Origin of the sequence: Ensifer adhaerens, assembly GCF_002007205.1 — a bacterium.
In the GTDB taxonomy this organism is placed as follows: Bacteria; Pseudomonadota; Alphaproteobacteria; order Rhizobiales; family Rhizobiaceae; genus Ensifer; species Ensifer adhaerens_D.
The window spans coordinates 274,354-287,321 of record NZ_LAZS01000001.1 but is presented as its reverse complement, the minus strand read 5'-3'; the positions used below and the strand labels follow the sequence as shown (position 1 = coordinate 287,321).

Genomic DNA, 12,968 nt, shown 5'->3' with positions numbered 1-12,968 from the left:
GCCATTTTCATTCAGACGAGATGCCGCTCCATATAGAGCGCATCATCGCCATAACTTGAAAGCTTCTGCACCAGCCGTTCGTCCATGCGAACCTCGAAGCCCTGTCGCTCCCAGAAGCGGCGGGATCCGTTGACGGAAACGAGCGACATCGACCGGAACCCTTCCGTCCGTGCAACATCGGCAAGCATCGGCAACACGCCGCCCCCTGCCCCGGAGCCACGCATTTCGGGCAGAAGGGCGAGGTCATGGATGTACCAGGTATCGGCAGCCTCAGGAATTTCGCCAAGCAGGCTGTTCAGCGACGGCGGCGCACCGCGAAGCCAGGGGTGGCTCAACACATAGCCGCGCGACAGGCCCTTTGAGTCCAGCATGAAACAACCGGCAGGGCTGAGCGCGATGCGGTCGGCGAGCACGGCGTCATCCTCGGGAAAGGCCTGGTGAACCGCGAGCTGGATCTCCGATACGGATGCGAGGTCGGGCAGGCTTGCCTCACGCCAGCGGAATGTCATTTCGTTCATTTCTCGTCATATGCGTTCGAAACGGGAAAACGCACCGGCGGTCGGCCGGTGCGTCCTCGATGTGAGTGGGTCGGCAAAGTGGCAGACCGTGCTGCCCCTTGCTGTGGCTGGCATCAATCGATGTTGAAGACCAGCGGCTTTGCCTGGCGAATTGCCGGATTGGCACGCAGCTTGTCAAGCACGGCCTCGGAAACAGCGCCATCGACGTAGAGCAGCGCGATCGCGTCGCCGGCTTCCTTCTCGCGGCCGAGCTGGAAGTTCGCGATGTTGACGCCCGCATCGCCGAGCGTCATGCCGATGAAGCCGATCATGCCGGGAACGTCGGTGTTGGTGATGTAGACCATGTGGTTGCCGACATCCGCATCGAGGTTGATGCCCTTGATCTGGATGAAACGCGGCTTGCCGTCCGAGAACACCGTGCCGGCAACCGACCGCGTCTGGTTCGCCGTTTTCACCGTCAGCTTGATGTAGCCGTCGAAGACGCCGGTCTTGTCACGCTTGACCTCGGACAGGATGATGCCCTTTTCCTTGATCATGACCGGCGCCGAAACCATGTTGACGTCGGCGACCTGCGGCCGGATCAGACCGGCAAGCACGGCACTCGTCAGCGCCTTGGTGTTCATGCCGGCGGTCGAGCCGTCATAGAGGATCTCGATTTCCTTGATCGCGCTTTCGGTCACCTGACCGACGAAGGCGCCGAGAACGTCGGCAAGCCGGATGAACGGCTTGAGGATCGGCGCTTCCTCAGCGGTGATCGACGGCATGTTGATGGCGTTGGAGACCGCACCCTTGACCAGATAGTCCGACATCTGTTCGGCCACCTGCAGCGCGACGTTCTCCTGGGCTTCCGTGGTCGAAGCGCCGAGATGCGGCGTGCAGACGACGTTCGGCAGGCCGAAAAGCGGGCTTTCGGTTGCGGGTTCGACCTCGAAAACGTCGAAACCGGCGCCGGCGACATGGCCCGACTTGATCGCTTCGGCAAGCGCCTTCTCGTCGACGAGACCACCACGGGCGCAGTTGACGATGCGCACGCCCGGCTTGGCCTTGGCAAGCGCTTCGGCGCTCAGGATGTTGCGGGTCTTGTCGGTCAGCGGCACGTGCAGGGTGATGAAGTCAGCCTGGGCGAGCAGTTCGTCGAGTTCGACCTTGGTGACGCCCATTTCCTCGGCGCGCTCCTTGGAGAGGAACGGGTCGTAGGCAAGCACATGCATCTTCAGGCCGATGGCGCGCGAGCAGACGATAGAGCCGATGTTGCCGGCGCCGATGACGCCGAGCGTCTTGCCGGTGATTTCGACACCCATGAAGCGGGACTTCTCCCACTTGCCGGCCTGCGTCGAGGTGTCGGCGGCCGGAAGCTGGCGGGCAACGGCAAAGAGCAGCGCAATCGCGTGTTCGGCGGTCGTGATCGAGTTGCCGAAGGGCGTGTTCATCACGATGATACCGCGGCGCGAAGCGGCCGGGATGTCGACATTGTCGACGCCGATGCCGGCGCGGCCGATGACCTTGAGGTTGGTCGCAGCGGCAATCAGCTTTTCCGTCGCCTTGGTGGCGGAACGGATGGCAAGACCGTCATAGTTACCGATGATTTCGGCGAGCTTGTCCTTGTCCTTGCCGAGCTTCGGCTGGAAATCGACTTCGACGCCGCGGTCGCGGAAGATCTGGACGGCGGTTTCCGACAGTTCGTCGGATACGAGAACACGAGGTGCCATGGGAGGCCTCCTTAAAGATCAGGTCTGAATGGGAATGCGGGTAGCCAGGCCTCGCTCCCATCGGGAGCGAAGCGGATCACTCAAATCAGTGTGAGATGCGGGCGAAGTTCATTGTCCTCACCCATTGTCCGATCAGGCCGCGGCCTGTGCCAGCGTTGCCTTCTGGGTCTCGAAAGCCCAGGTCAGCCATGGCATCAGCGCCTTCATGTCGGCGGCCTCGATCGTGGCGCCGGCCCAGATGCGAAGACCGGACGGGGCATCGCGGTAATGGCCGATGTCGAAGGCGACGCCTTCCTTTTCGAGGAGCGCAACCACGCCCTTGGCAAAGGCCGCCTGTCCGTCAGCGTCCAGCGTCAGCACGTCCTTGTCGACGATCTTCAAGCAGACCGAGGTGTTGGAGCGGGTCTCGTCCTTGACCGCCAGGTTTGCGATCCAATCGTTGGCGGCGACGAAATCGAAGATTGCCTGCGCATTGGCATCAGCCCGGGCCATCAGGCCCTTGAGCCCGCCGACCTGCTGTGCCCAAAGCAGCGCATCGATGTAATCTTCGACGCAAAGCATCGACGGCGTGTTGATGGTTTCGCCGGTAAAGATGCCTTCAATCAGCTTTCCGCCCGAGGTCATGCGGAAGATCTTCGGCAGCGGCCAGGCCGGCACGTAGGTCAGCAGCCGTTCGACGGCGCGCGGCGACAGGATGATGACGCCATGGGCGCCCTCGCCGCCAAGAACCTTCTGCCAGGAGAAAGTGACGACGTCGAGCTTGGCGAAATCGAGGTTCTGCGCAAACGCGGCAGAGGTCGCATCGCAGATCGTCAGGCCCTTGCGGTCAGCCGGGATGAAGTCGCCGTTGGGCACACGCACGCCCGAGGTCGTGCCGTTCCAGGTGAAGACCACGTCGCGGTCGAAATCGACCTTCGAAAGGTCGGGAAGTTCGCCGTAACCGGCTTCGAACTTGCGTACGTCGGCGAGCTTCAGCTGCTTGACCACGTCGGTCACCCAGCCGGCGCCAAAGCTTTCCCAGGCGACCATGTCGACGCCGCGCGGACCGAGCAGCGACCAGAGCGCCATTTCGACGGCGCCGGTGTCGGAAGCGGGCACGATACCGATACGGTAGTCGGCCGGCACTTCAAGAATGTCACGGGTAAGATCGATGGCCTGCTTCAGCTTCGTCTTGCCGATCTTGGCGCGGTGCGAACGACCGAGCGGAGCATCGGAGAGAGCGTCGAGCGTCCAACCGGGGCGCTTCGAGCAAGGGCCAGAAGAGAAATGGGTATTGCTCGGACGGAGGTCCGGCTGTGCAGGCTTTGCCATGTGCTATCCTTCCAGATAGATAGCCCTTCGTTGGGGAAGGGTGTCCCGCCGTTGTCGATATTGGCGGCGGGATCGGAAGTCAAGCGCTTTGTCGCAATCGACAAAATTAATGGCGTAGCGGGCAACATATGAAAAGACAGGCGGCCACCGCCGAACGATTGTTGCCAGACAACGCCTTCATGTGGGCAACAGGTTGAATCACTTGGGGAAAGAACGCAGCGAACCTGCTCGACTTTCCCGCGGCCGATGGCGCTAGAACGAGAAGCGCAGGCCCGCTCGGATTTCGTGACGGGAAAGACCATCGTCAAAGCCCTTGCCGCCACGTGCGCCCGCAAGCGCCTCAGTGCCGAAGCCGAACATCTCGCCATCGGCGATATGGGAGTAGCGGTAGCCGACATCGAGCTTCAGCTGATCGCTGAGATCGTAGGAAACGCCGGCCATCAGCGCATAGGTGAAGCGCCAGCTGTCGCGCCCCTCGTAGGAGGTGAAGCCGGCCGCTCCGGCGCAGGCGCCGCCACCGGCAACGCAGGTCGCCCTTTCAACCGCGGCATCCCAATTGAGACGCGTCGCGCCGAGACCGGCGCCGACATAGGGGGTAAAGCCGGCGAGCGTGCCGAAGTCGACATAGGCGTTCGCCATCAGGCCGAGAGCGGAATAGTCGGCCCCGGTCAAAAACGCGCAGGAGGTGCCCGCCCCCTGCCCCGCGCACGGGATTGCCGATGAGGACGAGCCGTTGAACCGGCTCTCGAAATACTCCGCCGTCAGGTCAGCGCGGAAGGTGTCGGTAAACTGGTAGCCGACGCCGAGCGAACCCGAGAACGGCTTGTCGAAACGGGAGTTGTCGAAGGTGGTGCTGTCGTAGGTCGACGTGCCCGCGTCGAAGGTCCGGTAATAGGGATCGCCTTCGCTACGCCAAGGCGCATAGCCGATATCGCCGCGCAGATAGATCGCACTCGCGCCAGCCGATTCTTTTTCGATGGTGATCTCCGGCGCATTCAGGAGATCCTCATCGGCAGCGAATGCCGCGCCGGAAAGGAGCAGACCGGCACCAAAAGCGGCCCCGCAGAACCCGTTTCGCCAATCCATGCCCATGCCCTTTCACCACTGCTATCGGTGCGGGATGGCGCACTGCCGTCACCGCTTCGTTCAGCGTTAACTATTGGCAGCGACTGGTTAACCCCCGGTTAACCATGCCTGTTAGGAAACAAGCAAAGAATGGCGGCAACGAAAAAGGCCACCCGAAGGTGGCCTTTTGTATCATCTGGTCTGGTCGATCACTTGTAGACGATCGGCTCCGGCTCGTAGGGCACTTCGCAGACACTGCCGAACGAGTAGCGCAAACCGGCGCGTGCCTCGTGGATGTAGAAGCCTTCATCGGAGCCCGGACCGCCACCGTTGGCGTAGCCGAACATGTCGCCATCGTCGACCTGGCGGAAGCGGTAGCCGACGTCGGCCTTGAGATTGCAGGTGAGGTCGATGGCTGTACCGGCCATCAGCGCGTAGGTGAAGCGCCACTTGCTCTCACCGTCATGACCGGTCGTCGGGTCGCATTGGCTGGGATCGGCGATGCTGCAGCTGGTGTTGCGCAGCTTGTCCCACTTGACGTGGGTGGCACCGATACCGGCACCGACGTAAGGCGTGAAGGCGCCGTAGGTGCCGATGTCGACATAGGCATTGGCCATCAGGCTCCAGGCGGAAACGGAGGTGACGTCACGCGACCGGCAAGGACCGACCACGCTGCCGCAGTTGCCCAAAGTCGAGCCAGTGAAGTCGGCGCCGCCCCAGTAGTCGGCCGTGATGTCGGCGCGCAGATAGTTGTTGAACTGGTAACCGACACCAACGCCGGCGACCCAGGAATCATCGATATCGGCCGTTTCGAAACTGGTGATGGAGCCGCCAGGCCCCCCTTGGTAGTAGTTCGCGCCGCGCAGGTTGTTCCAGGCATAGCCGACATCGCCGCGCAGATACCAGCCGCTGGTCTGGATGACTTCGATCGGCTGTTCCGGCACCGGCTCCATTGGCGGTTGATAGACATCTGCAGCATAAGCTGCCGTGCCGCTGAGCAAGATAGCAACAACGCCACTCAAAATTCGCTTCATGGCCCACTCCAATACATTCTCGTTGCTTGGCTCACCATGAAACCGGTGCCCAAATCCCGTTATTGGTTATGGATAATGAGGAGCAAAGGTTAAGTTCCGATTAACTACAATCGTTTACCGAGATTGTTAAACATCGGGTCTATTCTTGTAGTTGTCGTGCGACGTTACTGACGGCAACGGAGCATCCGTAAGACACACCTAAATAGTTTGGCAAGACAAAGCGCTAGGTTGCGCATGGCTGGAAGCACATGCTCGGCAAGCGGCGCGCCCGCGCGGGAAAAAGTCTCCGACACGGCGCATGGCTGACGCGCCATCCCGACAAAAAAGAGGCCGGCGCAACGCACCGGCCCTGGAGGGAAGTCAAAGGTTTGACGCTTAAGCCGCGTTGCGAACACTGCCTATGACATTGACCAGTTCGTCGACGATGCGCTCGACCTGGCCACGATCGTCGCCTTCCGCCATGACGCGGATGAGCGGCTCGGTGCCGGAGGGGCGGATCAGCAGCCGGCCGGACTTGGCAAGTTCCGATTCCGCATCGGCGATCGCCTGGCGCACGGTTGCGTCCTCAAGCGGCTTGCCGGCCGAAACACGAACATTCTTCAAGACCTGCGGCACGGGCTCGAAACGGTGGCAGACCTCGCTCACCGCCCTGCCCTGACGCTTGATCACCGCAAGGATCTGCAGTGCGGCTACGAGGCCGTCGCCGGTCGTGCCGAAATCAGACAGCACGATATGGCCGGACTGCTCGCCGCCGACATTCAGGCCATCCTGACGCATCTGCTCGACGACGTAGCGGTCGCCGACCTTGGTGCGGCGCAGATCGATGCCGCGGCCCTTCAGGTAGCGCTCGAGCCCGAGATTGGACATGACGGTGGCGGCAACCGCACCGCCGCGCAGCATGCCATCCTCGGCCCAGCTATCGGCAATCACGGCCATCAGCTGATCACCATCGATGACGGTGCCGTTCTCGTCGACGATCAGCACGCGGTCGGCGTCGCCGTCGAGCGCGATACCGATATCGGCACGCACTTCATGGACTTTCTTCGATAGTGCCGCCGGGTGGGTGGAGCCGCAGTCGAGATTGATGTTGAGGCCGTTCGGTTCGGTTCCGATACTAACGACTTCAGCGCCCAGTTCCCAAAGTGCGGTCGGCGCGACCTTGTAGGCGGCACCATTGGCACAGTCGATGGCGATCCTGAGACCCTGAAGGGTAACGTCACGCGGCAGGGTACGCTTTGCATGTTCCAGGTAGCGATAGATGTCGCCATCGACGCGCTTCGCCCGGCCGATGTCTTCCGACTTTGCCAGCTGGCCTGAGAGATCCTGGTCGAGCAGCGCCTCGATCTTCTGCTCGATGTCGTCGGAGAGCTTGTAGCCGTCGGGACCGAAAAGCTTGATGCCGTTGTCCTGGAAGGGATTGTGCGAGGCCGAAATCATCACGCCGATATCGGCGCGCAGCGAGCGGGTGAGCATGGCCACACCCGGCGTCGGGATCGGGCCGAGCAGGAAGACGTCGAGACCGGCGGCGGTGAAGCCCGCCACCATCGCGTTCTCGAGCATGTAGCCGGACAGGCGCGTATCCTTGCCGATCACCACCCGGTGGCGATGGGCGCCGTTGCGAAAGATCGTACCGACGGCGATGCCGACCCGCATCGCCAGATCCGGCGTCATCGGAAACATGTTGGACTGGCCGCGAATACCGTCGGTGCCGAAATACTTGCGCTTCATAAGAGCTCCATCGTTCTGCCGGGTCAGCGCTGGCTTTGCCAGCTTCGCCTGTCTGCGGGGTGCGCGACTGGGTTTCATTGACCGGACCTCATTTCATATCGGCGGTTGCCGTACGCCTCGGATCGTCGTGCCGGATCATGGCATGCGATCGCAAACACATGAATCTTCTTTGACACAAAAGCGCAGCAAACGGCAGCGAGCCTAGCATCAGAAATCATTACATCCCGTTACCAAATGCCAGACGCCGAACCGCCAACGAAAAGCCGCCGCTCCACTCAAGGAACGGCGGCTCCAATACATAGCCGACAGGTGTCGGTTATTGCGGCTGCGGCTCGAATCCGCCTTCGGATTCTTCGCCCTTGTTGCCGGCCGAGCCTTCCTTCTTGGCACCGGCCGAGGGAACGGCCGAGCCACGATGCGGCGGCGTGTCGTCGCCGAGATCCCGCGCCGGCTTCTCGCCGCGGATGAGCGCCTTGATCTCCTCGCCGGTCAGCGTTTCGTATTCCAGCAGGCCTTCGGCAAGCGCCACGAACTCGTGGTTCTTCTCGGTCAGGATCTTGCGCGCGGTCTCGTAGGCCTCATCGATCAGACGACGGATTTCGTTGTCGATCTTCTGGGCGGTCGCTTCCGACACGTTCTTCTGCTGGGCAACGGAGTGGCCGAGGAAGACTTCCTGCTGGTTCTCGCCATAGGAAACCTGGCCGAGCTGGTCGGAGAAGCCCCATTGCGTGACCATCGCGCGGGCAAGCTTGGTGGCCTGCTCGATATCCGAGGATGCGCCCGAGGTGATGTTCTCCTTGCCGAAGGTCAACTCTTCGGCGACGCGGCCGCCCATCATGATGGCAAGGCGCGAGACCATCCACTTGTAGCTCATCGAATAGCGGTCGCCTTCCGGCAACTGCATGACCATGCCGAGCGCGCGACCGCGCGGGATGATCGTCGCCTTGTGCAGCGGGTCGGCCGAGGGAACGTTGAGCGCGAGGATGGCATGACCGGCTTCGTGATAGGCGGTCAGCTTCTTCTCGGCCTCGGTCATCGCCGACGAACGACGCTCAGCACCCATCATGATCTTGTCCTTGGCATCCTCGAACTCGAGCATGGTGACAAGACGCTTGTTGCGGCGGGCGGCCATCAGGGCGGCCTCGTTGACAAGGTTCATGAGGTCGGCACCGGAGAAGCCGGGCGTACCGCGGGCGAGCACCTTGAGGTCGACGTTCGGCGCCAGCGGCACGTTGCGCACATGCACCTTGAGGATGCGTTCGCGGCCGTTGATATCCGGGTTCGGCACGACGACCTGGCGGTCGAAGCGGCCCGGACGCAGAAGCGCCGGATCGAGAACGTCGGGACGGTTGGTCGCCGCGATCAGGATGATGCCTTCATTGGCTTCAAAGCCGTCCATCTCGACCAGCAACTGGTTGAGCGTCTGTTCGCGCTCGTCGTTGCCGCCGCCGAGACCGGCGCCACGATGACGGCCGACGGCGTCGATTTCGTCGATGAAGATGATGCAGGGCGCATTCTTCTTCGCCTGCTCGAACATGTCGCGCACACGGCTGGCGCCGACGCCGACGAACATTTCGACGAAGTCGGAACCGGAGATCGTGAAGAACGGAACGTTGGCTTCGCCGGCAACGGAGCGGGCAAGCAGCGTCTTACCGGTACCGGGGGGGCCGACGAGCAGCACGCCGCGCGGAATGCGGCCGCCAAGGCGCTGGAACTTCTGCGGGTCGCGCAGGAATTCCACGATTTCTTCCAGATCCTGCTTGGCTTCGTCGACGCCGGCGACGTCGTCAAAGGTGACGCGGCCATGCGCTTCGGTGAGCAGCTTGGCCTTGGACTTGCCAAAGCCCATGGCGCCACGCGAGCCACCCTGCATCTGGCGCATGAAGAACAGCCAGACACCGAGGATCAGAAGCATCGGCAGAAGCGTTCCGATATAGCTCAGGAAGCCGGACGAACCGTCGGTTTCCGGGCGAACCGTGACCGTCACGTCCTTGGCCTCGAGGCGCTCGGTGAGCGCCGTATCGACTGAAGGCGCGTAGGTCTGGAAGGTTGCGCCGCTTTCGGAATAGCTGCCGATCACTTTCGAGCCGGTGATCACGACTTCCTTGACGCGGCTCGCATCCACGTCCTTGAGGAACTGCGAGAACGGAATCTCGCGCGAGCCGGTGCGCTCCGTCGGCTGTTGGAACATGCTGAACAGCGCGATCAGCAGAAGCGCTATGATTGCCCAAAGGGCAAGATTACGAAAATTAGGGTTCATCGAACTCCCCGGAACCTGTCACGACCCGCGCATTTCGCGAGCCGCTGTCTTGCTCCCTAACATAGGGTTCTGGTGACGTATTGCCAAGGCAAACCGCCGGCTACCGTTCCATTTCTGTCAATAGATCGTGAACCGGCGGCAGAGGATAATGCGCTCGTCCGAACAATCCGGCGATCCGATCGGCCATGATCCGGTCGAATCCCGGCAAAAAGGTGTCGTAGAGCCCGATCCGCGGCTCGATCATGACGGATGCGACACTTTCGCCGTCCTCCGGCAGGATCCGCGGCGCTGCAAGCGATGCACGGCCGGCAACGCCCGGTGGCAGGCCTGCGGCAATAAGTCTCTGCTGTTGTGACCCGCGCCCACCTTCCGCCACCACGGAAACCGGAGCATTTCCGCCATTGTGCACGCGGAAGCGGCCGTCCCACAGACCGGTCTCGCCACCCGCAAGCCTCAAGGTCGCCAGGCCCCGCGCCTCGCGATAGAGGTAGAGCCCGCTCGAGCGCCGATCGAACACACATCTTCCGGCGGTCAACCGGCCGGGTGTTGTCTCATGCAGAAACGCCGTTACCCGCTTCACCGTGTCGGCGGCGGGGATATGCGCGCGGCCGCCGGTGACGGCCACGAGCGCGAGCAGCGCCCGCTGCCAGTCGACATCGTCGCGGTGCTCGGCCAGAGCAAGCGGGATCTCCGTCACCAGGCCCGCATGCACGCGGACGTGCCCGGCGATGAGCGCGGCGGCTCTTGCGGATGATCGGGCTCTGGTGCCGGCATCCCACGCGCCCTCTTGCGCCTGCGGCGATTGCTCCAGTCGAGCCCGGGCGCGCACCCGCTCGAAGGTCGGGTTCGCGTTGCTCGGATCATCGAACCAGGTCACGCTGCGCGTCGCAAGAAAGGCGCGGATCGACGCCCGATCGAGGTCGAGGAACGGCCGCAGCACCCAGAACCGGCGATCGTAAAGGGTGGCGCTCGCCATGCCGGAGGCGCCCGGCCCTTGCGCCCTTTGCATCCGCATCAGGATCGTTTCGCGCTGATCGTCGCCGGTGTGCCCGGTGACGATGCAGCCGGCTTCGAGCCTCCCGGCGGCATCGGCCAGCAACCGATAGCGCGCCTCGCGCGCCGCCGCCTGGATGCCTGTCAGGGGTTTGGGGCCATCCCATCGCATGATGAGGTGCGGAACGCCCATGCTTGCGCAGAACGCGGCAACACCGTGCGCTTCCTCAGCCGATTCCGGTCTCAGAGCGTGATCGACCGTGCACGCGGCCAGGGAAAATCTGTGGGGTTCGCTTGCCTCGATCGCCTCATGAAGGGCGAGAAGAAGACCCTTGGAATCGCTCCCGCCGGAGATGGCGACGAGGATGCGCATCGGACGAAGAAAGGAGGCGAGAAATCGGTTTGCCGTTTCGACAACGGCCGTCGGCGTTTGAGCCTCAGCAGCCAAAGCGGCTCTGCTCGCTCGTCACCTTCGCCTTCACCGCAGGCGAGGCCTTGGGATAGCGCTTGTTGACCTCGCGCAGCGTTGCGCAGGCAGTTTCCTTATTGTCGAGCGCGCCCAGCGACATGCCGAGCTTCAACAGCATTTCCGGTGCCTTCGGCGACTTGCCGTGGGCCTGATGCGCGTTCAGGAAGGTCTTGGCAGCGTCGCTGAACTTGCCTTGCGAATATTGCGCTTCGCCCAGCCAGAAGCTGGCATCGGCTGCCTTGTCGCCATTGGGAAACGCCGCCAGGTAGTCACCGAATTCCTGTTCGGCGGTGCTGTAGTCGCCGGAGAGAACATGACCGTAGGCCGACTGGTAGAGATCGCCGGGGTTGTCGAGCGATGCCGTCTGGCTGCCGGGATTGCTGTTCAAGCCGCCATCAGCAGGTGCGCCGGAATCGACGCCGGGAAGCGTGGCGTTTGCGCCCGGGCGCCCGTCCGTCGTCGCTGCGACCGGATTGCCGTTCTCGTCGAATACGATCTGTCCGAGTGTCGATGGCGGAGCCGCGCCATTGCCGGCCTGGCCTGCTCCGGGCGAAACGCCCGACGATGCCATGTCGTTGCCGCCGCCTGCCGGCGCCATGGTCTGGCTATCCGTCACCCCCGGGGTGACGGACGCCTGATCGCTGGTTTTCGGCGTCTGCAGAGCGCCGCTCTTCTTCGGGGAGGCCTTGCCGCTTTCCAGATCCTGGAAGCGGAACTCGTTGTCCTCCTGGAACTTCCGGATCTGCTCCTGCATCTGCAGAAGCTGGAAGCTCATTTCCTCGATACGCCCGTTGAGCGAGCGGATCTGTTCTTCAAGCTGGCCAATCCGTGCGGTTTCGGCCGACTGCACCTTCACCACAGGCAGCTTCTGCTGCTGCGCTGTCGTGTTGGCTTCAGTCGTTCGGGCCAGCAGCCCTGAAAGAGGCATGGCGTTCGCCGTCTGGCCGAGACCCGCAAGGGTCGCAAGACCGATCAGGCCCGCCACGACAAATTTCTTCATTTCATTTGTCCTGTTCGAATACCGGTTGTCCCACCCTTGAGCCGGGGCCCGCAATACATCTCGCCGAGTCAACTGGGTGATTGCCGCACAGTTTTCCAATTACCCTGAAAAAGCAACGGAGTTCGGCCAAAGTGTGGTAAAAAAGCAAAGGGCGGCCGAGGGCCGCCCTTTTAATTTTAGCGATCTGTGATCTCCGGAACACGAAGTGTCTTGCGGGATCACGCCTTGATGACCGGCCAGGCGAGACGCGCGGCCGCGGCATCATTACATGCCGGCGCCACCGAGGACGGTAACGGCGCGGCGGTTCTGCGACCAGCACGAGATGTCGTCGCAGACGGCGACCGGCTTTTCCTTGCCGTAGGAGATCGTCTTCATGCGGTTCGACGGAACGCCCTGGCTGATCAGGTAGTCGCGGGTGGAGGCCGCACGGCGAGCACCGAGCGCCAGGTTGTATTCGCGCGTACCGCGTTCGTCGGCATGGCCTTCGATGGTGATCGCGTAATTCGGATACTTGGCGAGCCACTGGGCCTGACGGGCGAGCGTCTGCTGCGCGTCGGCGCGGATCGACGTGGAGTCGGTATCGAAGAAGATACGGTCGCCGACATTGACGGTGAAGTCCTGCTGCGAGCCCGGCGTTGCGGAACCGGCGCCGCCGAGACCAAGTTCGCCAGCACTGCCCGGCAGGTTCTTCTTCGATGCACAGCCAGCCAGAGCAAGCGTCATGACCAGGGCGATCATGACCGGGTTGCGAGCGATGGTCTGCATGCGGCCTGCGGCCGGGGTGTCAATTCGGCTCATACGCCGGTCTCCTTGAGAAGTGTCTGAATTCACGGTTGCCAGACTGTAACCGGAAGCGGTTAATCGCTTTTCAACAGTTATGG

At 62.5% G+C, this 12,968-nt stretch carries 10 protein-coding genes; all 10 read right to left on the bottom strand.

Annotation, left to right across the window (positions count from 1 at the left end):
* Positions 1–11: 11 nt before the first annotated feature.
* Positions 12–518, bottom strand: coding sequence for a GNAT family N-acetyltransferase (locus XB14_RS01295; protein ID WP_077959810.1), 507 nt, complete (start codon positions 516–518; stop codon positions 12–14).
* Positions 519–631: 113 nt separating this feature from the next.
* Positions 632–2,227, bottom strand: coding sequence for a phosphoglycerate dehydrogenase (gene serA, locus XB14_RS01290; RefSeq protein ID WP_034806426.1), 1,596 nt, complete (start codon positions 2,225–2,227; stop codon positions 632–634).
* Positions 2,228–2,359: 132 nt separating this feature from the next.
* Complete coding sequence (locus tag XB14_RS01285; protein WP_077959809.1) at positions 2,360–3,538, bottom strand: phosphoserine transaminase; 1,179 nt, start codon at positions 3,536–3,538, stop codon at positions 2,360–2,362.
* 252 nt (positions 3,539–3,790) lie between these two features.
* Complete coding sequence (locus XB14_RS01280) at positions 3,791–4,624, bottom strand: outer membrane protein (RefSeq protein WP_077959898.1); 834 nt, start codon at positions 4,622–4,624, stop codon at positions 3,791–3,793.
* 188 nt (positions 4,625–4,812) lie between these two features.
* Positions 4,813–5,637, bottom strand: a complete 825-nt coding sequence (locus XB14_RS01275) for an outer membrane protein (RefSeq protein WP_077959808.1) — start codon at positions 5,635–5,637, stop codon at positions 4,813–4,815.
* 375 nt (positions 5,638–6,012) lie between these two features.
* Entirely contained in the window at positions 6,013–7,365 is a 1,353-nt protein-coding gene (gene glmM, locus XB14_RS01270; protein WP_077959807.1) for a phosphoglucosamine mutase, read from the bottom strand.
* A 316-nt stretch (positions 7,366–7,681) separates the two neighbouring features.
* Positions 7,682–9,625, bottom strand: coding sequence for an ATP-dependent zinc metalloprotease FtsH (gene ftsH, locus XB14_RS01265; protein ID WP_077959806.1), 1,944 nt, complete (start codon positions 9,623–9,625; stop codon positions 7,682–7,684).
* A 100-nt stretch (positions 9,626–9,725) separates the two neighbouring features.
* Positions 9,726–10,991, bottom strand: coding sequence for a tRNA lysidine(34) synthetase TilS (gene tilS / locus XB14_RS01260; protein ID WP_077959897.1), 1,266 nt, complete (start codon positions 10,989–10,991; stop codon positions 9,726–9,728).
* Between the two features lie 64 nt (positions 10,992–11,055).
* Complete coding sequence (ybgF, locus tag XB14_RS01255; RefSeq protein ID WP_077959805.1) at positions 11,056–12,087, bottom strand: tol-pal system protein YbgF; 1,032 nt, start codon at positions 12,085–12,087, stop codon at positions 11,056–11,058.
* A 264-nt stretch (positions 12,088–12,351) separates the two neighbouring features.
* Positions 12,352–12,885 carry a peptidoglycan-associated lipoprotein Pal gene (pal, locus tag XB14_RS01250; RefSeq protein WP_034806256.1) on the bottom strand — a complete coding sequence of 178 codons (534 nt, stop codon included), beginning with the start codon at positions 12,883–12,885 and terminating at the stop codon, positions 12,352–12,354.
* Between the last annotated feature and the right edge of the window lie 83 nt (positions 12,886–12,968).